Raw genomic sequence first — 23,577 nt, forward strand, 5'->3', positions numbered from 1 at the left:
TTGAATCCTTTTACATATCTCAGTTTGAGTGAGACAAACTAATGTGTAGTAAAGGGGAGTCAATGATGAGCAAAATAAAAAAAATTATCGGCGACATCGAAATAAATAAAGGGCTGCTGCTGTTATTGACGATTGGCGGCCTTTACTCATTGGGCATCGCGCTGTCAAATACATTTGTCAACGTGTATTTGTGGAAGCAGTCGGGAAAATTTATTGATTTGGCCATATACAATTTGTCGGTCGTAACGATGCAGCCGGTTACCTTTCTGCTGGCCGGCCGGCTGGCTAAAAAAATTGACAGGGTGTTTATTCTCAGGTTCGGCGTTATCTTTTTGGCCGCTTTTTATTTAAGTGTGCTGCTTGCCGGAGAAACTGCGGCTTCCCGTCTCGTTTTGATAGGGGCCGTGCTCGGAGTTGGATACGGCTTTTACTGGCTGGCTTTTAATGTGCTGACGTTCGAAATTACGGAACCGGAAACGAGAGATTTTTTTAACGGGTTTTTAGGCATTTTGTCTTCATCGGCGGGCATGATCGGTCCGATTGTGGCTGGATATGTCATTTCAAGACTTGAAAACAATACGGGTTATACAATCATTTTCAGCCTGTCGCTCGGCTTATTTGCCCTTGCCGTGGTTATGAGCTTTTTTCTGAAGCGGAGGGAGTCGAAAGGCCGGTTTATGCTGAAAAAAGTTTTTGATGAGCGCCACACGAATCTGAATTGGCGCCGGATTACCAACGCGCACTTTTTTCAAGGCTTGAGAGAAGGGATTTTTGTTTTTTTAATCAGCGTATTTGTATTCATTGCGACAAACAGTGAGCTGGCGCTCGGAACATTCGGTCTCGTCAATTCCGCGGTTTCTTTTTTTGCCTATTATTTTGCATCAAGGCTCATCAAAAAAAGAGCTCGGAAAAAGGCGATTCTTATCGGCGGATTGATCTTGTACGGCGCCCTGTTTCTCATCATTTTTAAAATGAGCTTCACGACGCTCCTTTTGTACGGAGTGTTTATTGCGATCGGCTATCCAGTTCTGCTCGTGCCGTATGTCTCGCTTACATATGATGTGATAGGCCGGGCGCGTCTTGCCAGAAAAGCCAGAATTGAATACATTGTGCTCAGGGAGTTATTTTTAAATGCGGGCCGGATCGTTTCCATCCTTTGTTTCCTTGTAATCGTTACATTATTCAAGGAAAAAGTGGGAATACCGGCGGCGCTCGTGCTGCTCGGAGCCGGCCATCCGCTGATTTATTACTTTATAAAAGACATTAAACTGGATACGGAAACTTCTGATGAAACAGTAGAAGAAGACCGACAAAAACAGGCGGCGGAACCGAATTTTATAAAAGGAGAAAGATAAAAGGGTTATCTGTAGAAAAATATCGAAAAAACCTTTAGAATGAAAAATGGCACCTGAACAGAAGGTGTCATTTCTTTCTGTAAATAAGAAAAGGTGATGTCATGAGGAGAAATAAAAAGAAAATAGCTGTAAACAAAGAAAAGAAAAAATCACTGCCGATCCGGCTTAATTTTTTGTTTTTGGCCGCGTTTCTTATTTTCACTTGGATTATCGTCGAGCTTGGCATCAAGCAGATCGTTCAGGGTGATGATTATAAAAACGCCGCTAATAAGCAGGAGGAGTCTGATGTCAGCACGGCGGTTCCGAGAGGGAAAATATACGACCGGAACCTAAATCCCATCGTAACGAATAAAGCATTAAATGCGATTACATATACACGTTCAGCCTCAACCACCCAGGCGCAGCGTTTAAAAATCGCAAAAAAACTGTCGGGTATGATTAAGGTAAGCACCAAAAAGGTGACTGAGCGGGATAAAAAAGACTATTGGATGTTAACGAGGCCTGATGAAGCGAAAAAACTGATTACGGCCGAAGAAAAGCAAAAAGCTGAAGACAAAAAACTGTCTGTAGATGATTTATATCAGCTTCAGCTGAAACGTATCACAGACAAACAGCTGAATGAGCTCACTTCAAAAGATATGCAGATCCTTGCGATCAAAAGGCAGATGGATTCAGGCTACTCACTGACGCCTCAATACATCAAAAATGAAGGGGTGTCGGCAAAAGAAATGGCCGTCGTCAGTGAACATTTAGATGAACTGCCGGGAGTTGACGTGACGTCTGACTGGGAACGGTCTTATCCTTATAAAAGCCTGATCCGGACATTGCTCGGCAGTGTATCCAGTGCGAACGAAGGTCTTCCTTCCAATCTGCTGGATCACTATCTGTCACTCGGCTACAGCCGGAATGACAGGGTCGGAAAAAGCTATTTAGAATATCAATATGAAAGCCTGCTGCAGGGTCAAAAAGAGAAAGTGCAGAACTTAACCGACTCATCCGGAAATGTCACGGGCAGCAAAGTGATTTCAAAAGGACAGGCCGGCAAAGACCTTGTTTTATCCATTGATATGGACCTGCAGAAATCCGTTGAAAAAATCATTGAGAAAAATTTAAGATCGGCAAAAGCGAGACCGAGCACGAAGCTTCTTGATCGGGCCTTCGTCGTCATGATGAACCCGAAAAACGGAGAAGTGCTGACGATGGCCGGCAAGCAGATTACGAATGACCATGGAAAGTACAAAATTAATGATTATGCCCTCGGCGCAATGACTTCCTCCTACGCAATGGGATCGGCGGTCAAAGGAGCGACGGTGTTGACCGGACTGCAGACGGGCGCGATTAATTTGAACACCGTTTTCCAGGATGAACCTATGTATTTCAAGGGAAGTAAAAACCCGAAAAAATCATGGACGAATTTAGGACCCGTAGATATCCAAAAAGCGCTTCAGGAATCATCAAACGTGTTCATGTTCAAAACGGCGATTGCTGTCGGTAAAGGGGAGTACAAAAAAGGCCAGTCCCTGCCGCTTGATATGAAGGCATTCGATACTTTCAGATACTACTTCAATCAGTTCGGACTCGGAGTTAAGACGGGGATTGATCTTCCGAATGAAGCAACCGGGTACCAAGGGACACAGCGAATTTCCGGGCTTCTGTTAGACTTTGCCATCGGACAGTATGATACGTTTACACCGCTGCAAATGGCGCAGTATGTATCAACGATCGCCAATGGAGGCTATCGTTTGAAACCTCAGCTTGTAAAAGAGGTCAGACAGCCTGATTCGAAAAAAGGAATCGGAGCCGTTGTAGAGTCTGTTCAGCCTCAAGTACTGAACAAGATTGATATGAATCATGCAGACATTAAAGAAGTGCAGGCAGGTTTCAGACGTGTCATGACAAAAGGGACAGCCGCAACTGATTTTGCGACGGCGACATACAGTCCTGCCGGTAAAACGGGTACGGCGCAATCTTTCTATGACGGTCCTGACAAATCAGAGACGGGTGAAGGAACGTATAATACGACTCTTGTCGCGTATGCACCTGCTGATAATCCGGAAGTGGCTATTTCTGTAGTCGTTCCTTGGGCCTATATTAATTACAGCGATCGATATTCGATTACGAATGATATAGGAAGAGCAGCTCTGGACAAATACTTTGAGCTGAAAAAGAAACAAGAAGATAATAATACGAAGCAGAAAAACGAAGATAAAATTCAGGAAGACGCTGAAAACGGCAATACAAGCAACTAACAGAAAAACGCTCACAACCTGTGAGCGTTTTTTTTTATACAAAAAAACATCCGGATTTACAAAACCTTAACACTTGATTTATACGCATTTTACAAGAACCCTTTACTCTATACGTGTAGGACAAATTACACATTAAATGCAGGGGGAATTCAGGAAATGAAAAAAAACAAATGGATGCTTATGCTTCTGATGGCTGCTGTTATGATTGTTGCTGCAGCATGCGGAAATGCAAAGGAAAGCGGCAAGACAGACAGTCAATCTGCAAGTGAGGATAAAAAAGCATCAGGTTCTTTAACCATTTCTGGTTCATCAGCCATGCAGCCGTTAGTACTGGCAGCGGCGGAAAAGTTTATGGAAAAACATCCGGATGCTGATGTGCAGGTGCAAGCGGGAGGTTCAGGAACAGGACTTTCGCAAGTGTCTGAAGGGGCAGTGCAAATCGGCAACTCAGATGTCTTTGCTGAAGAAAAAGAAGGCATTGATGCGAAAGACCTAAAAGACCACCGAGTAGCGGTAGTGGCGATGGCGGCTGCGGTCAACCCCGGTGCGGGCGTAAAGGATATAACCAAAAAACAGCTGACAGACGTCTTTACAGGCAAAATTAAAAACTGGAAAGAGCTTGGCGGTAAAGATCAAAAAATTACACTCGTGAACCGTCCTGATTCATCTGGAACACGCGCTACGTTCGTCAAATATGCTCTTGACGGAGCAGAGCCTGCAGAGGGCATTACAGAGGATTCCTCCAATACAGTCAAAAAAATCATTGCGGAGACGCCGGGAGCAATCGGTTATCTGGCATTCTCTTATATAAACGATGACAAAGTAACGCCTTTATCGATCGGAGGCATCAAACCGGAAGAGAAAAACGTCGTCACAGGCGAGTATCCGATTTGGGCTTACGAGCACTCTTATACGAAAGGTGAAGCGTCAGGCCTGACAAAAACGTTTCTTGACTATATGAACAGCGATGAAGTACAGAAAAGTATCGTAAAAGATCAGGGCTACATTCCGATCTCTGATATGAAAGTCACACGTGACGCAAACGGCAAGCAAAGCTGAGGGGAGGGCGGGCTCCCCGCCTCTTCTTCTTTATAGGAGTGTAAACAAATGATAAATCACAGAGAAAAAGAGTCTGTAAGCGAACGCTTAATAAGCTCAAAACAAAACAGGCAATTGGATGAAGTCCGCGGAAGGGTGATTGTGTCTGTGTGTGCCGCGATTATCATTGCGGCATCAGCGGCGATCACAATTTTTCTCGGCATAAAGGGGCTGCAATCTTTTTTTGTAAATGGTGTAAGCCCGATTGAGTTCTTAACAAGTCTGAATTGGAATCCAACCCAGGCAAAACCTGAGTTCGGCGCGCTGCCTTTTATTTTCGGATCATTTGCGGTCACGGTTCTGTCCGCTCTGATCGCAGCGCCCCTCGGTATTGCGGGTGCCGTGTTTATGACGGAAATTGCGCCGACTTGGGGAAAGAAGGTGCTGCAGCCGGTAATTGAGCTGCTTGTCGGCATTCCGTCCGTCGTTTATGGATTCATAGGTCTTACAGTATTGGTTCCGTTTATCGGCTCTTTTAAATCAAGCGGAACGGGTCACAGCCTTCTGGCGGGGACGATCGTACTCTCGGTAATGATTCTGCCGACTGTTACATCGATTTCCGCTGATGCGCTTGCGTCACTTCCGAAACACCTTCGCGACGGTTCATATGCGCTTGGTGCGACGAGGTGGCAGACAATCAGAAAGGTGCTTATCCCGGCGGCGTTTCCGACATTGCTGACTGCTGTCGTGCTCGGGATGGCAAGAGCGTTCGGAGAAGCACTCGCCGTACAGATGGTTATCGGAAATACAAAGCTTCTGCCGGAAAGCCTGCTTGATACGGCGGGAACATTAACGACGATTATCACGTTAAACATGGGCCATACCACATACGGCAGTATTGAAAATAATACGTTATGGTCTATGGGGCTTGTTCTTCTCATCATGTCGTTTCTGTTTATATTGCTCATACGCTACTTGTCATCTAGGAGGAAAGTGTAATGAACCGGAAAATAACGGATAAATTGGCCACCGGTGTATTCGGGTTATGCGCCGCTGTAATCGCGGCGATTTTGGCAGGATTGTTTTTGTACATTCTTATTCACGGCGTCTCTGAAATCTCCTTGCATTTTCTTACGTCAAAATCGAGCGCCATTGCCTCAGGCGGCGGAATACGGGATCAGCTTTTTAACTCCTTTTACATTCTGTTTATCACCATGCTGATCACGATACCGCTTGGTGTGGGGGGCGGCGTCTTTATGGCTGAATATGCGCCCCGAAATAAAATCACCGATTTTATCAGAACGTGTATTGAGGTGCTGTCTTCGCTTCCGTCCATTGTCATCGGGATGTTCGGCATGCTGATGTTTGTAAACTTGACCGGATGGGGCTACACGATTATCGGGGGCGCGCTCGCATTAACGGTCTTTAACCTTCCCGTTATGGTCCGGGTGACAGAAGGCGCGCTCACTGCAGTCCCTAAGGAGCTGAAAGAAGCTTCTCTCGCTTTAGGCGTATCGAGATGGCATACCGTCAAAACGGTGCTGATTCCGAGTGCGATTCCTTCGATTTTAACCGGAGCCATTCTCGCATCAGGAAGAGTATTCGGAGAAGCGGCCGCATTGTTATTTACAGCGGGGCTGACAACGCCGCGGCTGAACTTTACGGATTTGAACCCGTTTTCTGAATCATCTCCTTTCAACATTTTCAGGCCGGCTGAGACGCTGGCGGTTCATATATGGAGTGTCAATACGCAGGGAATCATCCCTGACGCCGAAGCGATTGCAAACGGCGGCTCGGCGGTGCTGGTGATTTCGGTTCTCTTGTTTAACCTTTGTGCGAGATGGCTCGGGTCTGTCATTTATAAAAAGCTTACGGCAAATTAATCGGAAAGAGGCGAAAACATGATTGATCACATCATCAGGGAACAAGCGGAACAGACAAAGCGTTCGCCGGAGTCTTCGATTTTGGAAGTGAAGCATTTATCAATTTATTACGGTGACAAACAAGCGGTAAAAGATGTAAACATGAATATTGAAAAACATGCGGTGACGGCTCTGATCGGTCCGTCCGGCTGCGGGAAATCAACATTTTTGAGACAGATTAACAGAATGAACGATGCCATTGCTTCGGCAAGAAGCGAGGGAGAGATCCTTTATGAAGGGCTGAATATTTTGGGTGAAGCGATTAATGTCGTGTCTCTCAGACGGGAGATCGGTATGGTGTTTCAAAAACCGAATCCGTTCCCGAAATCCATTTACAATAACATCACACATGCGCTGAAGTATGCGGGGGAACGCAGGAAAGCCGTTTTGGATGATGCGGTCGAGGAAAGCTTAACGAAGGCGGCGCTTTGGGATGAAGTCAAAGACCGGCTTCATTCATCGGCTCTGTCGTTATCAGGCGGCCAGCAGCAGCGCCTTTGTATCGCCCGTACGCTTGCGATGAAACCTGCCGTGCTTCTTTTAGATGAACCGGCATCCGCTCTGGACCCTATTTCAAACGCCAGAATCGAGACGCTTTTGACAGAACTGAAAAAAGATTATTCGATTATTATCGTTACGCATAACATGCAGCAGGCGCTGAGGGTGTCTGACCGAACGGCTTTCTTTTTAAACGGGGAAGTGGTGGAATACGGGCAGACAGAACAAATTTTTACGAGTCCTAAAGCGCAAAAGACAGATGACTACATTAACGGAAAGTTCGGATAGGGGGAAGGACTGTGAGTCTTGTGAAGGAAGCGGTGCACACACAGAATTTATTTGATATTCACGGCATGAACGTATGGTACGGAGCCCATCAGGCTTTAAAAGACATTACGATCGGTTTTGAGGAGCGGAAGGTAACTGCGATCATCGGTCCGTCCGGCTGCGGGAAATCCACTTTTATTAAAACATTAAATTTAATGCTGCAAATGGCTCCGAATGTCAAAGTGACAGGCGACATGATCTATAACGGGCGCAATCTGCTGAAGGAAAAGACGGATGCGGCAGAATTAAGAAAACAGATCGGTATGGTGTTTCAAAAAGGCAATCCGTTTCCCCAGTCAATATTTGAGAATGTCGTGTACGGTCCGAGAATTCACGGCGAAAAAAATAAAAAGAAACTGCTTGAAATCGCTGAGGAATCTTTAAAAGCAGCTGCGCTCTGGGATGAAGTGAAGGATCGCCTTCACCAGCAGGCGCTTTCACTGTCAGGCGGTCAGCAGCAGCGCCTGTGCATCGCAAGGGCGCTCGCCACCAAACCGGACGTCCTTCTGATGGATGAACCGACGTCCGCTCTTGATCCCGTGTCCACGCGGAAAATAGAAGAGCTGATTTTGACATTGAAAGAAAAGTATACAATCGTCATTGTGACTCATAACATGCAGCAGGCTGCGAGGGTCTCTGATCAAACCGCGTTTTTCTATATGGGCGAACTGGTGGAGTGGGGCGATACAGGAAAAATATTTTCTCAGCCGGATCATCAAAAAACACATGATTATATCACCGGAAAATTCGGATAAAAAAACGGGCCCGGCCATTGACCGGGTCCTTTTTATATGCCTATTAAAAAAGCCTGCCGGCCGTATCCATCTGAATGGACGATGCCTGCAAGCTTTTTTAGCGGGTTAATGTTTTGACGATTTTTTTAAAGCTCATATCTGAGTCGACTTTGAAATGGCCGGCGCGGATTTCTTTGTGGTAGCCTGCGTCAATGACGTAATCATTGAAGTCTTTCGCTGAAGGAATAATCCCTTCTTTTTCAAGAATGGATGACACATCAGCAGTGCTCATTCCGTCTTTAATCGTCAGTTTGTATGTTACTTTTTTCTTTTTAGCGTCTGTGTTTTGGTCGTTGTTTAATGATTTTTCTTTAGAATCAAGCAGTTTTTGATAGTCATCCCGGTTGACGGAGACTTTGTGCTGATCGTCGAGGTAGCTGTTTACTTCTTTTTCTGTCAATGCTGTTTTTTCGGTTTTAACGGCGGCTGCCTGGTCATGGTCAGTCAAATAGAAGACAGCGGCGAGAACGGCCGTCGCTAAAATCATGCCTGCTGCAAAAGCCTGAATGCCCCGTTTTGTCATACGAGCACCTTCTCATTATCTTTAATAATGGTATTGACGTCCTCGACAGACACGTGCTCCGCTTTTGCGATGGCTTCCGCAGACATTCCGTTGTTATATTTTGAAATGATTTGTTTGGCGATTTTTTGGTTAATGCCGCTGCTTTTGGCTTTGCGGATCACGAGGTTGGTTTCCAGCAATTCTTCTTCAAGCACCGTCATTTTCTTTTTCAACTTGTAAATTTCCTGCATGGCGGAAAGCTGAAGCGTTTCTAGCTCCTGTTCCACGTCTTTCATCGGATCTCTTTGAGAATATGAGAATGCAATAAGCGCTATACTGACGATAAACAACGCAATAATAGCAATTTCCACGTTTCATCACCTTCTATTATTAATTTGCCCTTCTTTTTTATACCATAAAACGCCGCCATTCTAAAGGAAATAGAGAAAAAAACGGAATTTTGTCGGAAAATCTTTTTTACTCGGGGAGCAAACGGTTATTTCTCTATAGATTTCGTATCGGAAAGCCCTTTTTTGTCCTGTTTCGTCATATTTTTCCTTCTTCTGACGCAAGCTCATTCAGAGGATCAGAAGCGTAAACTGATGTTTTCTGCACTTAAACAACATTTCATGTAAATCAGCTCTAGCATTCCGTCCATTATAGTGGTATTATATATAAGTCTGAATAAGTAAATGATATTTAGTTTGGAGGGAAAATAATGCGCGTTAATATTACTTTGGCTTGCACTGAATGTGGTGAGCGTAACTATATTTCTAAAAAGAACAAACGCAACAATCCGGACCGCGTTGAATTTAAAAAATATTGCCCACGTGATAAAAAATCTACGTTACACCGTGAAACAAAATAAGCTGTTTAACACAGCGGAAAAAGCTGGAGCTTTCAATAAAGTTCTGGCTTTTTTGTCTTTCAGGGAGGTTTGAGAAACGTGAAAGCACAAATCAGAACCGATATAAAAGCAAAGCTTTCTGACATGACAGAAAGTGAATGGGAGAAAAAATGCCGCAGCATGCGTGAAACGCTGTTTTCTTTAAAAGAATGGAAACAGGCCCGCGTGATCGCCGTTACCATCTCGACACGCCTGGAAATTCCGACACGGCCGATTATTGAACAGGCCTGGAAAGAGAAAAAACAAGTCTGTATCCCAAAATGCTTTCCGCAGACGGGAGCAATGGAGTTCCGTACATTTTCTGCGTATGATCAGCTGGAAACCGTATATGCGGGCCTCAGTGAACCGATCGAGAGTCTGACGGAAAAAGCCGCCCAAAATGACATTGACCTTGTGATTGTGCCCGGCGTGGCTTTTGACCGGGAAGGCTTCAGAATCGGATACGGCGGAGGATATTATGATCGGTACCTGTCCGGTTATAAAGGCCGTACCGTGTCGCTTCTCTTTGACTGCCAGCTGACAGACCGCATTCCCCGCATGCCCCACGATATTCCGGTCGATATGATCGTGACTGAATCTGAAACCATCGCTTAATCGCATAAAAAACTTCTTGCACCGGAATAATTCTCGCTGTTTGACAAACGATAGGGGCAGGAGGGATAAGATGAAAAAATTGTTGATCTACTCATTATGCGCCGTATCTGTTTTAGCCGTTTACCAAAACCGCTACCGTCTGATGAACAGCGTGCTCAGCCAGCCGGGGATCAGACGGACATTCATTCATTTCTTTTTAAAAATACCGTTTATCAGAAACAAATTCATTCAGCAGGCATTTTAAACAAATCCCGTTTTTTCAGCGGGATTTTTTGCATAAGAAAACCTGCCGGTAAAAAACGGCAGGTTTTCTCGTATTGTCAGCTTTTTTTCAGGAAACCGAGCAGAATTGAGATCATAGGAGAAATGTACAGGAAAAAGGTAAACGGCAGGTAGTCGATGACGGAAACCCCTAATGCGCTTGCCATAAAAGCGCCGCTTACTCCCCAGGGAATCAGCGGGTTGATCAATGTTCCGCCGTCCTCAAGCGACCGCGCAAGGTGAATCCGCTTAATACTGAGCTTGTCATATAAAGGTTTATAAGATTGACCCGGAATTAAGATCGACAAATACTGCTCACCTGTCGCAAGGTTTACGCCTATACTTGAGAAGACGGTCGCCATGACAAGACGTCCTTTCGTATGCACGCCTTTTATCAGTCCTTGAAGCAGCGCCGCGATCAGGCCCGTTTTTTCCATCAGGCCGCCGAGCGCAAAGGCGATCATGATCAGAGAGACTGATCCCATCATCGATTGGAGCCCGCCTCTGTTGATAATGCTGGCCACAGCCTGGTCGCCGGTTTTAAACGCCGTCCCGCTTTGCAGGGCGGATATAAATCCTTGAATGCTGCTGTCAGGAATAAAAACAGCAGTCAGAAGCCCTGCGGAAATAATACCGGCGGTAAGCACCGGAATCACGGAAACCCGTCTCACAGCTAAAATGATCACCAACAGAGGTGAAAGAAGCGACCAAGGCGTAACGTGCACGGCCTCTTTTATTCCGGAAATGACCGCCTCAATATTTTGCGTTGAAGCGGCATTTATTGAAACAGATGAACCGAGAATATAAAAAAGAACGATTGTGATCAGCAGTGCCGGAACGGTAGTGCCCATCATATGGCGAATATGCTTAAAAATCGGAATTTCGCCGATTCCGGCGGCAAAATTCGTCGTGTCGGACATCGGTGACATTTTATCACCGAAACAAGCCCCGCAAATGACTGCTCCCGCCGTCCATTCGAGCGGAACTCCCGCCGCGCTTGCTACCCCTAACAGCGCGACGCCGATTGTACTGACAGTTGTCAGACTTGAGCCGACAAGCGTGCTGATAATCATGCAGGAAAATAATGCAGTCAAAAGCAGCTGACTCGGCTGTATAATTGACAAAGCGTAAACGGTGACAGTGGGAATGGCGCCGCTGTACATCCAGGCGCCGATCAGCACACCGATCAAAGCCAGCACGATAATCGGCTGCACACCGTTTTTCAATCCGCTGACAATTCCTTTTTCAAGACTGTCCCACGAGAAACCGAGCCATAAACCTGCCAGAGACAGAATAATGACGCAAAAGAACAGCGGCATATGCGGCTCTGTATGAAAGAAAAACAGGCAGGAAATAATGACTGCTAACATCAAGACAAATAAACTGATGGCTGAGATGAACGTCAGCCTTTTTTCTTGTTTCAAAACAACACCCCATCAAACTTTAATCCTTTTGTGCTTTTGGGCACGAAAGTATTGTAACAGAAAAACGCATAAATGAGTGTTTTTTTACAATTGTGAATATACAATTTATGAAAATAATACAAGGATATTTTCTCCAATCGTTTTTTGCTTGACGCCCGGATCAGTGATGAAATACGCTTATACTAAGAAGAATAGAAATGGTGAAGAAGATGAATTCATTTTATGACGTGCAGCAGCTGTTTAAGTCATTCGGACATATCGTTTATTTCGGTGACAGACAAGCCGAAATTGACTTTATGAAAGATGAATTAAAGGAAATGTACTTGTCAAACGTGATTGAAAGAGAATTATGGCAAAAAGCCGCCGGAGTTCTTCAGAGAGAATCGGAGCGGATCAAAGACAGATAACACAGCAGGATTTTAAATAAGAAAAGGAGATTATTATGGAAGATACATGGTTTGCGGGGATTGATCTTGGCGGAACAACCATCAAGCTGGCCTTTATCAACATGTACGGTGAAATTCAGCATAAATGGGAAGTTCCGACCGATAAATCAGGAAACACAATTACGGTCACGATCGCCAAAGCGCTTGATCAGAAGCTGGAAGAACTGAACAAGCCGAAACGGATCGTAAAATGGATCGGAATGGGAGCGCCCGGACCCGTGGAAATGGCGACAGGAATGGTCTATGAGACGACAAATATGGGGTGGAAAAACTATCCGCTGAAAGACCATCTCGAGGCGGAAACGGGTATTCCGGCCGTCATTGAAAACGATGCCAATATCGCGGCGCTCGGAGAAATGTGGAAGGGTGCAGGTGACGGGGCCAAAGATGTCATTTTAGTGACGCTTGGAACCGGAGTCGGCGGAGGCATCATCGTCAACGGAGAAATCGTTCACGGTAAAAACGGGGCCGGCGGAGAAATCGGTCATATTTGCAGTATTCCGGAAGGAGGAGCTCCGTGCAATTGCGGAAAATCCGGCTGCATCGAAACGATTGCGTCCGCAACCGGCATCGTCCGCATCGCGAAAGAAAAGCTTGCAGCGGTTTCCGACTCTTCGCTCTTACAAGTGCGCGATCTGACGGCACGTGACGTGTTCGAAGCGGCTAAACAGCAGGATAAGACAGCGCTTGAAGTCGTCGATTACGTCGCAAAACATTTAGGCCTCGTGCTCGGAAATCTGGCAAGCGCCATGAATCCGACGAAAATCGTGCTCGGCGGAGGCGTGTCTAAAGCGGGTGAAATCCTGCGGTCAAAAGTGGAAGAGACCTTCAAAATCACCGCGTTCCCGCGTTCTGCGGAAGCGGCCGATATTTCGATTGCGGCACTTGGAAATGACGCCGGAGTCATCGGCGGGGCGTGGATTGCCAAAAATGAATGGCTCAAACATCAAAACTGCTGAAGAAAGTCTGCCTGCCCATATCGCGGGCAGCTTTCTTTTTTTATCTCCCCTGTCATATAGTTTTAAAAAAAGGGGGATGAACATGGCGGGAATTCGTGTCAAACCTGAATTGAAACAGCATATGAAAGATATTGCAAAGGTGCTTTCAATTGATGAAAAACTGTTGAAAGCCGCTGATAAAACGGCGGAAAGCGATGAATTATTTTGTCCCGGCTTTGCCGTGAGCGGGCAGTCAGAGGGGCCGCCGCTTGAGACGCTGAGCGGGCTTTCGCGATACATCCGGCACTGTGAAAGCGTTCTTTCCGCTGATCAATGGCTGAAGGAAGAAAAGGTGTACGGCTCCCAATCGGTTTATGAAGAAATTGAGAAAATAACGGATGTCTTTCCGTTTGTCACATGCCGTAAAATCGGCAGTTCCGTATTGGGAAAGCCGCTTTATGAGCTGAAAATAGGTGCGGATACGGCCGAAAGAAAAGTCCATGTAAACGCCTCATTTCATGCCAATGAATGGATCACCACCTCGGTCGCGATTAAATGGTGTAAAGAATATTGCGCGGCATTATGCGAAAATAAAACCGTTTTCGGGCAGTCTGTGCTTGATATATTCAGCCGGACATCATTGTCATTCGTTCCGCTCGTAAATCCCGACGGTGTTGATCTCGTACTTTACGGATGTGAAGATTTATCAGAAAAAAATGAATTTCTCAACGAATTAAATGAGCACCGCTCGGATTTCCGCGAATGGAAGGCGAATATAAACGGTGTGGATTTAAATAAACATTTCCCATCCAATTGGGATATTGAACAAAGGCGCAAACCGAAAGCCCCTTCATACCGTGATTTTCCGGGAACGGCGCCGCTCACTGAACCGGAGGCGCAGGCGATGCATCGGCTGATAACGGATCAGCCGCCTGACCGGCTGATCGCGCTTCATACGCAGGGAGAAGAGATTTACTGGGGATACGAAGGATGTGAACCGGAGCAATCATCTCAGATGATTCGGGAGTTTGAAGCGATAAGCGGAAACCGCTATCAAGGCGTTAAAACCATTGACAGCCATGCCGGTTTTAGGGATTGGTTTATACAGCAGTATGGAAAAGAGGGCTATACCATTGAGCTCGGGAAGGGAAAAAACCCTTTGCCTTTTCACCAGTTTGCTGATATTTATCAAGCGACGGAAGGTATTTTGTGGAGGTCGCTTGTTTTTTGAGACATCTGTGAAATTTCTCATTTGTTTACATAAACAAATATGGGACAATAGAAAAGAATGGAGGGAAGGCTGATGAGATACTTGGTTTGTGTTCTGCTGTCCGCATTCGTTCTGTGTTTAGCGGCCTGTGAACCATCTCATCAGCAGCAAGACACAGGCGTTTCGGCAAAATCGGCAGAACAGAAAATCGTTCCGCTCAGTAAAAAGGAAGCGGAGAAAACGGAAGGATGGCTGGATAACAGAACGATTCTGTATACAGCACATCATCAGCTGATGAAATATGATCTTTTCAGCGGAAAATCCGAACGGCTCTATGAAACAAAGGGCAATATTGTCAATGTAAAGATCAGCCGGAAAAAACAGCTGATTCTCGTACAGGTGACAAGCAGCGGTCAGACTGAGCTTGTGCTTATAAACAAGCAGGGGAAAAGACTTTATCACAAAGCCTTTAACTCTTATGAGCTGGAGACGGCTTGGAATCCGTATGACCCGTATCAAATGATGATTACCGTTTTTACTGAAACATGGGACTTCACAGCCTATACGGCCGATATGAACAACGGCATTTTAAAAAAGAGTCCCGTTCAGGCCCCTTTTGTTCATTGGACCTCCACTGATGAATTCCAATATATCAAGCAAGGAAAAACGGAGGAAGAGGGTCCTTTATATTCTTATGACTTGCAGACGAAAAAAGAAAAAAGAGTGCTTCATCACGTCATCTGGGCTGATTCCCGCCCGGGCATGACGATTGCCGTCAGACAAACGGATCAATCGGACGGAGACGGCGAGTTCCTTTTCCAAAAGCCGGCATCCGTGACACACCGCTTTCCTCTCCAAAAAAAGTATGAGAGCTTTGCGCCGATGGAATATGATTACGATCAGACACACAAGCGGTTTTACATATTTAAGCCTGAAGGCCGCTCTTACAATCTGATCAGCTTTGACTTAGGAGACGAACGGGAGCGGACGGTGCTCAAAAACACGGAAATGGAGCCGATTCAGATCTCTCCGAACGGGGAATACGCTTTATACGGCTTTACGTATGACCGTCTGATTTCACTGAAAACAGGCATGACAGAACCAATCATAACAAATGAAAAAGGAGTTTGAACCAAATGGCAATTGCAGATGTCACAATCATTCCGATCGGAACAAAAACACCGAGCGTCAGTGAGTATGTAGCGGATGTGCAAAACATTTTGGAGGGTTACAAAGCTGCCGGCAAAATCAAATTTCAGCTCACGCCGATGAACACGTTGATTGAAGGTGAGCTGAGCGACTTATTCGCAGTCATTCAGGACATTCACGAAGCCCCGTTCCAAAAAGGGCTGCACAGAGTGGCGACAAATATCCGCATTGATGACAGACGTGATAAAGAAACGACGCTGGAGAGCAAAATCAAAAGTGTCAGCAAACATTTGCAGCAATAAAAAATAAGCCTGTATCCATTGGATACAGGCTTTTAATGTGCAGTCGGATAGCCGCTGGTTACAACGGTCATTACGGTAAACCAGCCAAACACACCCAGCGTGGCGGCGGCTAACAAAAATCCCAGGATATTTCTCTGTCTGACAGCCCGCAGGACTCCTAATACAGCTAATAATGCGACAAGGCCGAAGATTACAACAAGTAACATCATGCTCCTCCTTTGTCATTGGAACCTGAAAATCTTTCCATTTTATTTTAACCGTTTTCATTTTGTTTGTCGATAGCGTTTTCCCGGCCGCATTCATTGAATCTTCCGCAGAAAACCTTCATAATAAGGGCATATACATAAAGAGGTGATGAAAGTGAAATGGAGACGAATGCCGGCCGGTCCGATTCAGGCAAACGCGTATTTTCTTGTCAGTGAGGATCAGTCCTGTCTTATTTTTGATCCGGGCGGGGAAGCGGACAAAATCAACAATTACATAAAAGAAAACAATCTGAAGCCGCTGGCCATCTTACTGACGCACGCCCATTTTGACCATATCGGCGCACTTGACGAAGTAAGAGACAGATGGGATGTTCCCGTCTATCTTCACAAAAATGAAGAAAAGTGGCTGGAGGACTCTTCCTTAAACGGATCAGGCATATTGCGGGGCATTGCCGTAACGGCACGGCCCGCCGAACGGCTCATCGAAGGCGACGGCATTTTGGACATCGGGCCTTTCCATTTGGAGACATTGTTTACGCCGGGACATTCACCGGGAAGCGTTTCTTATTATGTGAAGGACGCGGATCTGGTGATTTCAGGTGATGTGCTCTTTCAGGGAGGCATCGGCCGAACTGATTTACACGGCGGAAGTCAGGACGTATTGCTTGATTCCATTCATCAAAAACTGCTCACGCTTCCCGGACATACACTTGTATTAAGCGGGCACGGGCCGGAAACGGACATCCAGACAGAGCAGGAGCGAAACCCGTTTATCAATGGTTTTTCACTGTAAATGAAAAAAGACAGACCATAATCGGTCTGTCTTTTTCTGTTCAATGGGTTCCGCCGCCCGGTGTCATAATAAAAATAGAGTAATATGTAAATCCGGCGAAAAATACGGTTAAGTAAGCTCCAAAAATATAAATATACATCCGCTCAGTCAGATTCAAATAAGAAAGAAATACGAAAAAGATCGTCTGTCCAAAAAACAAAAGAGAAGCGTCTTTCATGCCCCCTAGAAAAAACATGACTGCAAATATCCCCGTCCAAAATCCTAACACCCGGAACATGCGATTCATTCCTTATCCCCTCCCGAGAGTCTATCTGAAGTTTATTATAATAGATCGGCACTCAAAATGTAAACATTTTCATGATTATATTTATTGTGGAATTTATGTCTTTCCCTGTGTTTTATATCTTATGCCGCTCTCTAAAAAAGATCCGAAAAATCTTTTTGAAATACGTTTAGGGAAAAAAAGTTCAGGGTACTTATGTTAACAAAGAGACGGATTATCCGAGGGAGGAATTTTTAAAAATGAAAGAACTTATTTTTTATTCATACCCGAGCTGCACATCATGCCGAAAAACGAAACATTGGCTAAAAGCCCACAATGTTGACTTTCAAGAGCGCCATCTATTCAGGGAGACACCGACAATTGATGAATTGAAGCAGATCTTATCATTAACGACCGAAGGAATTGATGAAATATTGGCGACGAGAAGCCAAACATTTAAAAACCTCAACCTGAACATTGAAGAAATGACTGTAAATGAAGTGCTGAAGCTTTTGACTGAGAAGCCGAAACTGCTGCGGCGTCCGATTCTGATCGATCGCAATAAGCTCGTTATCGGATACAATCCGGGAGAACTGATGAAGCTGACGAAGAAAAAAACGGTACATCAATCTGTATCATAAGAGAAAAACGAAGATCCGCTGATCAAATTTATCAGCTAATCTTCGTTTTTTGCGGTTGCGGGACTGGGCTAGCTGGATTCGAACCAACGATCACGGAGTCAAAGTCCATTGCCTTACCGCTTGGCTATAGCCCATCGGATGTAATTACAGTATGTGCGTCCGGCGCCGATTTATACATACAAAGTAATTTGAATGGAGGAGACCCGTGAAACATTTGAATGAAACATTATCTCGAACCTTAATTGAAGAATCAGGTGAAATCACACGCCAGTGGCTGCTCATACCAAAATCGGGGCGGCCTTCAGATGATCAGAAAGCGGAAATGCAGCACCGTCTGTTAATTGAAATCGTTGCCGGCATTTTATCGGAAAAAGACGGCGGGGAAGAGGAGCTGACAAAGTGGGCGCTTCAGTTCGCAAGGGACCGGGCCGTCCATGAAGTACCGGTCTATGAAAGCGTCACGAGCTTTAAAGAATTCCGGAGATTGGTCTGGAACCGCATACAGACATGCTGTGAAACGATGTCTGAGAAGCCCGGGGCGAATGCGGTATTCCATTGGGGAGAGAAGCTGAACAAAGCAATTGACCATATGATTGAAGTATTTACAGAGGAATATTATAAAGTGACGGTTACACAATTAAACGCCCAAAAGGAAATGATTAACGAACTAAGCGCGCCGATTATGCCGATTGCCGACGGTATTGGAATTTTGCCGCTCGTCGGCGAAATTGATACCTACCGGGCAAAAATGATTTTGGAATCGGTGCTTGACCAATGTTCTTCACTCCGTCTTTCTTATTTATTTTTAGATATATCAGGAGTGCCGATTGTGGATACGATGGTCGCTTATCAGATTTTCAAAGTGATTGACAGCACAAAACTTCTTGGCATAGAAACGACAATCTCAGGCATCAGACCGGAAATCGCGCAGACTGTCGTGAAGCTCGGCATCGATTTTTCTCAGGTGAAAACAGAGCAGAGTCTGGCGAAGGCGCTGGCAAAAAACGGATTTATCGTAAAAGAATCATTAAGATGATAAAAAGCTGAATGGCCGGGGAGGATTTCTCCCTCAGCTATTCAGCTTTGTCAGCTTCAATCGTCATGATATGATGGCTGTCGATTTCTTTTACCGTAAATGTGTAGCCTTCAAAATCAATGGTGCTCCCGGGCTTCGCCTCAATATGCTGAGTAAGAAACCAGCCCCCGAGTGTATCGACTTGATCAGCCGTAATCTCTGTTCCGAGTAAATCATTGACGTCACTGATCAGCAATTTGGCGTTCAGGAGATAGCGGTTCTTCCCAAGCTTTTGAACGGAAGGTGTTTCGTCCGTATCAAATTCGTCGCGGATTTCGCCGACGATCTCTTCAATGATATCTTCCGCCGTTACTAATCCCGCGGTTCCGCCGTACTCATCAATGAGAATGGCCATATGGGCGTGTTCCCGCTGCATTTTAACGAACAATTGATAAATCGGAATCGTCTCAATCACGTGGATCGCCGGCTGGATGTAAGGGCTGAGTTCGTGTTTTGTAAACGCCCCTCCTTCTGACAGGAATCTGAATAAAACTTCTTTAATATTGATGATGCCGACTACATGATCTTTATCTCCTTTTACGACGGGATACCGGGTATATTTATTTGTTTTGATAATGTCCCGGAGCATATGTCCCGATCCGCTGTCTAACGGCAGGCTCACCATTTCATTCCGGGGCACCATAATTTCTTTGGCAGTGCGCTTATCAAATGTAAAAATGTTATTTACGTAATGCAGCTCGCTTTTTTTGATCATGCCGCTTCGATAGCTTTCGGCAAGGAGCACCCGCAATTCCTCTTCCGTATAAGCCATTTCATGTTCGGAAGCAGGCTTCAAGCCGAACATGGCTGTAATCAGGCGGGCGGAATGATTGAGCAGCCAGATGAATGGAAACATTAACTTATAAAACAAAATCATCGGTCTGGCAGATAAAAGTGTAATCCGCTCGGCTTTTTGGATAGCAAAACTTTTCGGGGCGAGTTCGCCGATGACGACATTCACATATGTAACCAGCAGAAAGGCGATGATCAATGACAGTACTTGGGCAACCGCTTCGTGAACTCCGGTTTTTAAAAATAACGGCTGAAGCATTGCTTTGACTGTCGGTTCACCCAGCCAGCCGATCCCCAAAGCGGTGACGGTGATGCCCAATTGGCACGCCGATAAATATTCATCGAGGTGTGTAATGACATGCTTGGCTGCTTTTGCTCCTTTTACATCTTCCTCAATGAGCTGATTAATGCGGGAGCGCCTTGCTTTAACAATTGAAAACTCTATGGCGACAAAACACGCCGTTAATAAAATAAATAGTACGATGGCAGATAGTTTGATGATATACAATGTAACGCCTTCCGCGAAGGAAGGCTTGCACCTCCCTTTTTTCGGAATAATACCACTGTAGAAAGCTGCTCAAACATCGAACCTGGTTTAGCCCGCCTCATTTACGGTAATAAAACAAGAAAGCGATACTGGAGGATGACAAGAGATGAAGGTACATTCGGGAGCGGACTGGCTGTGGTACCAGCTCGGTCCGCATGAAAAAGCGGAAGCGAAAAAAATGATCCATCACAATCACTGGCCGCAATGCGAAAAGTGGTTTGAACATGAAAATCATATAAACTTTCTGCGCTCAGATACAAATGATCAGAATAATGAAGCGGTTTTCGGATCTTTAATCTATCATCAAGGATTAGATGATGAAAAAAACCATACCGTATTTCACTTTTATATTACGAGAGACTTCTTTTTTACGATTAATTTTGATTTTTCGCTGCTGCGCGGTGTAAAAGAAAAGCATGCCACACAGCAGATTCAAACCTGTGAAAATCCGATTGAAGGCTTTTTTGTTCTGCTGGGAGAGCTGATGAATTCCTATCTGATCGGACTGGATGAATTTGAAGTCAAGCAGCGGACGCTGAAATGGCAGATTCATGATGACAACAGCAAAGGAATCTTGGAAAATGTGCATAAACTGCGCCATGAGCTGTTCATTTGGAAAGGTCTTACACTGGGAGCTAAAAAAGTGGAAATGGCTTTAAAAGAAGCGTTTCTCCCGAAAAATGACAGGCAGAAAGATTACCTCAGGGCTCATCATAAGATGGAAAGAGGGATTACATATATCAATGAGTTTGATCAGGAACTGAGCAATCTGCTGCACGCCGAGGAAGTCATTACCTCCCAAAGAGGAAATGAAATTGTGAAAGCCTTGACGATCTTTACAACTCTCTTTACACCGATGACCGCGCTTGGAGCTCTCTGGGGGATGAACTTTGATAACATGCCGGAGCTTCATTGGAAATATGCGTATATCTGTTCCATCGTGCTCATTATTGTATCAACCCTGCTGATTTATATTTATCTGCGGCAGAAAGGCTGGACAGGAGACATTTTGAGGGAGCATCAAAAAAAATATTTGCGGAAAGAAAAGAAACGCTAAGAAGAGCAGGCATACGCCTGCTTTTTTGATGGCTGAAAATGGCCGAATGGTTCCGGATTTCATTCAGTAAATCAAAGTCAGGGGGCTTATTTTTTATTTTTTTACGTTTTACACAGTGTAAAACGCATAATCTCTCCTTTGCCGGCTTTTGTGTATCTGATTTACAATACGTGCGGAAGGAGGAAAGTCTTGTGAAAAATATTGAAACATACAGCAGGAACATCATAAACGAGGCCTATACGGCAAGGGCTTCAGATATACACATTGTGCCGAGAGAAAAGGATGCTTTCATTCATTTTCGCATCGGGCATGCTCTTGTGAAAAAAAGAGTCTTAAAAAAAGAGGAATGCGTAAGGCTTATTTCTCATTTCAAGTTTTTATCGGCCATGGATATAGGAGAAAGACGTAAGCCGCAAAACGGGTCATTGTCTCTGCCGCTTCCGACGGAAACCGTTCATTTGAGAATGTCAACCTTGCCGACAATGAATGATGAAAGTCTTGTCATCAGGCTTTTGCCTAAGCGGCAGATTCCCCCTCTGGATAAACTGTCTTTATTTCGGGGGGCGGGCGCCGCACTATTGTCCTTTCTGAAGCATTCGCACGGCCTGCTTCTGTTTACCGGACCGACCGGATCTGGAAAAACGACCACCCTTTACTCGCTTGTCAACTATGCAAAAAGGCATTTCAACCGGCGGATTGTCACGCTTGAAGATCCCGTAGAAACAAGAGATGAGGATGTGTTGCAAGTTCAGGTGAATGAAAAAGCCGGAGTCACATATTCCGCCGGTTTAAAAGCGATTTTAAGACATGATCCCGATATGATCATCTTAGGTGAAATCAGGGATGCCGAGACGGCTGAAATCGCAGTCCGCGCGGCCATGACGGGACACCTCGTTCTTTCAAGCCTGCACACAAGGGATGCTAAGGGCGCCATATACAGACTGCTGGAGTTTGGGGTGAACATGACAGAAATTGAACAAACCGTCATTGCCATTGCCGCTCAGCGTCTGGTTGATTTAACATGTCCGTTCTGCAAAGAGGAAAACTGTTCCGTGTACTGCCGGATGTACAGGCAGACACGCCGTGCGGGCATTTATGAACTGCTCTACGGGAAAAACCTTACCCAATGCTTTCAGGAAGCAAAGGGAGAGCACGCCAATTTTCAATATCAGACGCTCCGCAGGCTGATCAGAAAAGGAATCGCGCTCGGCTATGTCACGACCGACAATTACGATCGATGGGTGTATCATGAAGCGGATTAAACGAACCTGGCCGTTGAAGGATCAAGCGGCTTTTTTGAAAAGGCTCGGTGAAATGACGGAAAAAGGATACAGTCTGATTGAAGGGCTCAGACTGCTGAAACTCCAGCTGCATAAACGTCAGCTTGCAGAGCTGACGGACGGAATCCGCCGGCTGAGGGAAGGTGATACGTTTTACGAAGTGCTTGAGGCACTGTCTTTTCATAAAGAAGCCGTCTCTATCTGCTATTTCGCAGAGAAACACGGAGAATTGCCGGGGGCGATGAAACAAAGCGGCGAATTATTACAGAGAAAGCTCATGCAGACGAATCAAATCAAAAAAATGCTCCGGTATCCGATGTTTTTAATTTCTTCCGTCTGTGTCATGTTTTATATCCTGCAAAGTTTAATTATTCCGCAGTTTTCTGGGATTTATCAATCAATGAATATGAATACATCCGGTGCGACTGCTTTCATCTTTGCGTTTTTTCGGCATTTTCATGAAGCCTGCGCACTGGCGCTGTCCGCAGCTTTCTGCTTGTTTTTGTACGTTTGGTTCTTATGTAAGAAAAAATCCCCGCAAGATAAAATGCTCATTGTTGTGAAAATACCCCTCTTGGGAAAAGCGGCCGTTCTTTTTAACAGCTACTTTTTCTCTTTACAGCTCAGCAGTCTTCTGAAATCCGGCCTTTCTATCTATGACAGCTTAACAGCTTTTAAAGAACAATCTTTTCTGCCTTTTTATCGTGAAGAAGCAGAGATGCTCATTACACGTCTGAAAGCCGGAGAAACCATAGAATCCGCTCTTTCCGGGCATCCGTGTTATGAAAAAGATCTTGCGGCTGCAGTCAGCCACGGACAGGCAAACGGCCTGCTTCACCGCGAACTTTATACGTACAGCCAGTTTATGATGGAGCGTCTTGAACAAAACGCGGCGAAGTATACCGGCATTCTCCAGCCTGTCATTTACGGTGTTGTGGCCGGTATGATTTTAATTGTCTACATGTCAATGCTGATGCCGATGTACCAGATGATGAACCAAATGTAAGG

At 45.3% G+C, this 23,577-nt stretch carries 27 protein-coding genes and 1 tRNA gene; 21 read left to right on the top strand and 7 right to left on the bottom strand.

Annotated elements, in window-relative coordinates; all coding sequences use genetic code 11:
- Positions 1–65: 65 nt before the first annotated feature.
- The 7 genes from ACWJJ5_RS12500 (at position 66) to pstB (ACWJJ5_RS12530) (ending at position 8,144) form a co-directional block, all read left to right on the top strand.
- Positions 66–1,355 carry an MFS transporter gene (locus ACWJJ5_RS12500; RefSeq protein ID WP_012118002.1) on the top strand — a complete coding sequence of 430 codons (1,290 nt, stop codon included), beginning with the start codon at positions 66–68 and terminating at the stop codon, positions 1,353–1,355.
- 101 nt (positions 1,356–1,456) lie between these two features.
- Positions 1,457–3,604: a penicillin-binding protein 2A gene (gene pbpA / locus ACWJJ5_RS12505; RefSeq protein WP_102421889.1), complete on the top strand. Its 2,148-nt coding sequence runs from the start codon at positions 1,457–1,459 to the stop codon at positions 3,602–3,604.
- A 156-nt stretch (positions 3,605–3,760) separates the two neighbouring features.
- Positions 3,761–4,663, top strand: a complete 903-nt coding sequence (locus ACWJJ5_RS12510) for a phosphate ABC transporter substrate-binding protein (RefSeq protein ID WP_454022440.1) — start codon at positions 3,761–3,763, stop codon at positions 4,661–4,663.
- 48 nt (positions 4,664–4,711) lie between these two features.
- A complete protein-coding gene (pstC, locus tag ACWJJ5_RS12515) occupies positions 4,712–5,641 on the top strand; it encodes a phosphate ABC transporter permease subunit PstC (RefSeq protein ID WP_007612605.1) in 930 nt (309 codons plus the stop codon).
- A complete protein-coding gene (gene pstA / locus ACWJJ5_RS12520; RefSeq protein WP_017418153.1) occupies positions 5,641–6,525 on the top strand; it encodes a phosphate ABC transporter permease PstA in 885 nt (294 codons plus the stop codon). The genes pstC and pstA overlap by 1 nt, the downstream gene beginning before the upstream one ends.
- Positions 6,526–6,543: 18 nt before the next feature.
- Complete coding sequence (gene pstB, locus ACWJJ5_RS12525; RefSeq protein WP_070082116.1) at positions 6,544–7,350, top strand: phosphate ABC transporter ATP-binding protein PstB; 807 nt, start codon at positions 6,544–6,546, stop codon at positions 7,348–7,350.
- Between the two features lie 11 nt (positions 7,351–7,361).
- Positions 7,362–8,144: a phosphate ABC transporter ATP-binding protein PstB gene (gene pstB, locus ACWJJ5_RS12530; protein ID WP_003153040.1), complete on the top strand. Its 783-nt coding sequence runs from the start codon at positions 7,362–7,364 to the stop codon at positions 8,142–8,144.
- A 97-nt stretch (positions 8,145–8,241) separates the two neighbouring features.
- Here the strand turns inward: pstB (ACWJJ5_RS12530) and ACWJJ5_RS12535 are convergent, their stop codons facing one another.
- Together ACWJJ5_RS12535 and ACWJJ5_RS12540 are read right to left on the bottom strand one after the other, a co-directional pair.
- Positions 8,242–8,706 (bottom strand): endolytic transglycosylase MltG, encoded by a 465-nt coding sequence (locus tag ACWJJ5_RS12535; protein WP_003153042.1) that lies wholly within the window; start codon positions 8,704–8,706, stop codon positions 8,242–8,244.
- Positions 8,703–9,056 (bottom strand): hypothetical protein, encoded by a 354-nt coding sequence (locus ACWJJ5_RS12540; protein WP_003153047.1) that lies wholly within the window; start codon positions 9,054–9,056, stop codon positions 8,703–8,705. The genes ACWJJ5_RS12535 and ACWJJ5_RS12540 overlap by 4 nt, the downstream gene beginning before the upstream one ends.
- A gap of 347 nt (positions 9,057–9,403) precedes the next feature.
- On the opposite strand from ACWJJ5_RS12540, the gene rpmG reads away from it, so the two are divergent.
- The 3 genes from rpmG to ACWJJ5_RS12555 all read left to right on the top strand — a co-directional run bounded on the left by rpmG (position 9,404) and on the right by ACWJJ5_RS12555 (position 10,430).
- A complete protein-coding gene (gene rpmG, locus ACWJJ5_RS12545) occupies positions 9,404–9,553 on the top strand; it encodes a 50S ribosomal protein L33 (RefSeq protein ID WP_003153056.1) in 150 nt (49 codons plus the stop codon).
- A gap of 78 nt (positions 9,554–9,631) precedes the next feature.
- On the top strand, positions 9,632–10,186 hold the full coding sequence (locus tag ACWJJ5_RS12550; RefSeq protein WP_038459203.1) for a 5-formyltetrahydrofolate cyclo-ligase: 555 nt from the start codon (positions 9,632–9,634) through the stop codon (positions 10,184–10,186).
- Positions 10,187–10,256: 70 nt separating this feature from the next.
- Complete coding sequence (locus tag ACWJJ5_RS12555) at positions 10,257–10,430, top strand: hypothetical protein (RefSeq protein ID WP_003153061.1); 174 nt, start codon at positions 10,257–10,259, stop codon at positions 10,428–10,430.
- A gap of 76 nt (positions 10,431–10,506) precedes the next feature.
- Here ACWJJ5_RS12555 and nhaC read toward each other — a convergent pair whose 3' ends face one another.
- Positions 10,507–11,871: a Na+/H+ antiporter NhaC gene (gene nhaC / locus ACWJJ5_RS12560; RefSeq protein ID WP_021494320.1), complete on the bottom strand. Its 1,365-nt coding sequence runs from the start codon at positions 11,869–11,871 to the stop codon at positions 10,507–10,509.
- Between the two features lie 197 nt (positions 11,872–12,068).
- Between nhaC and ACWJJ5_RS12565 the strand changes: the two genes are divergently transcribed.
- The 5 genes from ACWJJ5_RS12565 to ACWJJ5_RS12585 all read left to right on the top strand — a co-directional run bounded on the left by ACWJJ5_RS12565 (position 12,069) and on the right by ACWJJ5_RS12585 (position 15,916).
- Positions 12,069–12,278 (top strand): YqgQ family protein, encoded by a 210-nt coding sequence (locus ACWJJ5_RS12565; RefSeq protein ID WP_025852938.1) that lies wholly within the window; start codon positions 12,069–12,071, stop codon positions 12,276–12,278.
- Positions 12,279–12,313: 35 nt separating this feature from the next.
- Positions 12,314–13,276 carry a glucose kinase GlcK gene (gene glcK / locus ACWJJ5_RS12570; protein WP_017418148.1) on the top strand — a complete coding sequence of 321 codons (963 nt, stop codon included), beginning with the start codon at positions 12,314–12,316 and terminating at the stop codon, positions 13,274–13,276.
- A gap of 82 nt (positions 13,277–13,358) precedes the next feature.
- Positions 13,359–14,486: a M14 family metallopeptidase gene (locus tag ACWJJ5_RS12575; protein ID WP_173613044.1), complete on the top strand. Its 1,128-nt coding sequence runs from the start codon at positions 13,359–13,361 to the stop codon at positions 14,484–14,486.
- 72 nt (positions 14,487–14,558) lie between these two features.
- On the top strand, positions 14,559–15,596 hold the full coding sequence (locus tag ACWJJ5_RS12580) for a YqgU-like beta propeller domain-containing protein (protein ID WP_353575136.1): 1,038 nt from the start codon (positions 14,559–14,561) through the stop codon (positions 15,594–15,596).
- Positions 15,597–15,601: 5 nt separating this feature from the next.
- Positions 15,602–15,916, top strand: a complete 315-nt coding sequence (locus tag ACWJJ5_RS12585; RefSeq protein ID WP_003153073.1) for an MTH1187 family thiamine-binding protein — start codon at positions 15,602–15,604, stop codon at positions 15,914–15,916.
- A gap of 32 nt (positions 15,917–15,948) precedes the next feature.
- On the opposite strand, the gene ACWJJ5_RS12590 is transcribed toward ACWJJ5_RS12585, so the two are convergent.
- The gene (locus ACWJJ5_RS12590) at positions 15,949–16,122 is read right to left on the bottom strand and encodes a DUF2759 domain-containing protein (RefSeq protein WP_003153076.1); all 174 of its coding nucleotides are present in this window, start codon (positions 16,120–16,122) and stop codon (positions 15,949–15,951) included.
- A 154-nt stretch (positions 16,123–16,276) separates the two neighbouring features.
- On the opposite strand from ACWJJ5_RS12590, the gene ACWJJ5_RS12595 reads away from it, so the two are divergent.
- Entirely contained in the window at positions 16,277–16,915 is a 639-nt protein-coding gene (locus ACWJJ5_RS12595) for an MBL fold metallo-hydrolase (RefSeq protein ID WP_003153077.1), read from the top strand.
- 40 nt (positions 16,916–16,955) lie between these two features.
- On the opposite strand, the gene ACWJJ5_RS12600 is transcribed toward ACWJJ5_RS12595, so the two are convergent.
- Positions 16,956–17,201, bottom strand: coding sequence for a DUF2626 domain-containing protein (locus ACWJJ5_RS12600; RefSeq protein WP_003153078.1), 246 nt, complete (start codon positions 17,199–17,201; stop codon positions 16,956–16,958).
- 236 nt (positions 17,202–17,437) lie between these two features.
- Between ACWJJ5_RS12600 and ACWJJ5_RS12605 the strand changes: the two genes are divergently transcribed.
- Positions 17,438–17,818, top strand: a complete 381-nt coding sequence (locus ACWJJ5_RS12605) for a Spx/MgsR family RNA polymerase-binding regulatory protein (RefSeq protein WP_003153079.1) — start codon at positions 17,438–17,440, stop codon at positions 17,816–17,818.
- 63 nt (positions 17,819–17,881) lie between these two features.
- Here the strand turns inward: ACWJJ5_RS12605 and ACWJJ5_RS12610 are convergent.
- Positions 17,882–17,952 (bottom strand) — tRNA-Gln (locus ACWJJ5_RS12610).
- A 71-nt stretch (positions 17,953–18,023) separates the two neighbouring features.
- Here ACWJJ5_RS12610 and ACWJJ5_RS12615 point away from each other — a divergent pair.
- Positions 18,024–18,854 (top strand): STAS domain-containing protein, encoded by an 831-nt coding sequence (locus ACWJJ5_RS12615; RefSeq protein ID WP_070082115.1) that lies wholly within the window; start codon positions 18,024–18,026, stop codon positions 18,852–18,854.
- A gap of 37 nt (positions 18,855–18,891) precedes the next feature.
- Here the strand turns inward: ACWJJ5_RS12615 and ACWJJ5_RS12620 are convergent, their stop codons facing one another.
- Positions 18,892–20,193, bottom strand: a complete 1,302-nt coding sequence (locus tag ACWJJ5_RS12620) for a hemolysin family protein (protein WP_094247732.1) — start codon at positions 20,191–20,193, stop codon at positions 18,892–18,894.
- A 145-nt stretch (positions 20,194–20,338) separates the two neighbouring features.
- Between ACWJJ5_RS12620 and ACWJJ5_RS12625 the strand changes: the two genes are divergently transcribed.
- The 3 genes from ACWJJ5_RS12625 (at position 20,339) to comGB (ending at position 23,575) form a co-directional block, all read left to right on the top strand.
- Positions 20,339–21,289, top strand: coding sequence for a magnesium transporter CorA family protein (locus ACWJJ5_RS12625; protein WP_071391609.1), 951 nt, complete (start codon positions 20,339–20,341; stop codon positions 21,287–21,289).
- Between the two features lie 191 nt (positions 21,290–21,480).
- Complete coding sequence (comGA, locus tag ACWJJ5_RS12630; RefSeq protein ID WP_003153083.1) at positions 21,481–22,551, top strand: competence type IV pilus ATPase ComGA; 1,071 nt, start codon at positions 21,481–21,483, stop codon at positions 22,549–22,551.
- Complete coding sequence (gene comGB, locus ACWJJ5_RS12635) at positions 22,538–23,575, top strand: competence type IV pilus assembly protein ComGB (protein WP_454022455.1); 1,038 nt, start codon at positions 22,538–22,540, stop codon at positions 23,573–23,575. Before comGA ends, comGB begins: the two co-directional genes overlap by 14 nt.
- The last annotated feature ends 2 nt before the right edge of the window (positions 23,576–23,577 follow it).

The organism is Bacillus sp. JK74 (genome assembly GCF_053663395.1).

Coding starts and splice junctions, on each gene's coding strand:
- ACWJJ5_RS12500 (WP_012118002.1), top strand. CDS start 66: ATGAGCAAAATAAAAAAAATTATCGGCGACATCGAAATAAATAAAGGG.
- pbpA (WP_102421889.1), top strand. CDS start 1,457: ATGAGGAGAAATAAAAAGAAAATAGCTGTAAACAAAGAAAAGAAAAAA.
- ACWJJ5_RS12510 (WP_454022440.1), top strand. CDS start 3,761: ATGAAAAAAAACAAATGGATGCTTATGCTTCTGATGGCTGCTGTTATG.
- pstC (WP_007612605.1), top strand. CDS start 4,712: ATGATAAATCACAGAGAAAAAGAGTCTGTAAGCGAACGCTTAATAAGC.
- pstA (WP_017418153.1), top strand. CDS start 5,641: ATGAACCGGAAAATAACGGATAAATTGGCCACCGGTGTATTCGGGTTA.
- pstB (WP_070082116.1), top strand. CDS start 6,544: ATGATTGATCACATCATCAGGGAACAAGCGGAACAGACAAAGCGTTCG.
- ACWJJ5_RS12535 (WP_003153042.1), bottom strand. CDS start 8,706: ATGACAAAACGGGGCATTCAGGCTTTTGCAGCAGGCATGATTTTAGCG.
- rpmG (WP_003153056.1), top strand. CDS start 9,404: ATGCGCGTTAATATTACTTTGGCTTGCACTGAATGTGGTGAGCGTAAC.
- ACWJJ5_RS12555 (WP_003153061.1), top strand. CDS start 10,257: ATGAAAAAATTGTTGATCTACTCATTATGCGCCGTATCTGTTTTAGCC.
- ACWJJ5_RS12565 (WP_025852938.1), top strand. CDS start 12,069: ATGGTGAAGAAGATGAATTCATTTTATGACGTGCAGCAGCTGTTTAAG.
- glcK (WP_017418148.1), top strand. CDS start 12,314: ATGGAAGATACATGGTTTGCGGGGATTGATCTTGGCGGAACAACCATC.
- ACWJJ5_RS12575 (WP_173613044.1), top strand. CDS start 13,359: ATGGCGGGAATTCGTGTCAAACCTGAATTGAAACAGCATATGAAAGAT.
- ACWJJ5_RS12580 (WP_353575136.1), top strand. CDS start 14,559: ATGAGATACTTGGTTTGTGTTCTGCTGTCCGCATTCGTTCTGTGTTTA.
- ACWJJ5_RS12585 (WP_003153073.1), top strand. CDS start 15,602: ATGGCAATTGCAGATGTCACAATCATTCCGATCGGAACAAAAACACCG.
- ACWJJ5_RS12590 (WP_003153076.1), bottom strand. CDS start 16,122: ATGTTACTTGTTGTAATCTTCGGCCTTGTCGCATTATTAGCTGTATTA.
- ACWJJ5_RS12600 (WP_003153078.1), bottom strand. CDS start 17,201: ATGAATCGCATGTTCCGGGTGTTAGGATTTTGGACGGGGATATTTGCA.
- ACWJJ5_RS12605 (WP_003153079.1), top strand. CDS start 17,438: ATGAAAGAACTTATTTTTTATTCATACCCGAGCTGCACATCATGCCGA.
- ACWJJ5_RS12625 (WP_071391609.1), top strand. CDS start 20,339: ATGAAGGTACATTCGGGAGCGGACTGGCTGTGGTACCAGCTCGGTCCG.
- comGB (WP_454022455.1), top strand. CDS start 22,538: ATGAAGCGGATTAAACGAACCTGGCCGTTGAAGGATCAAGCGGCTTTT.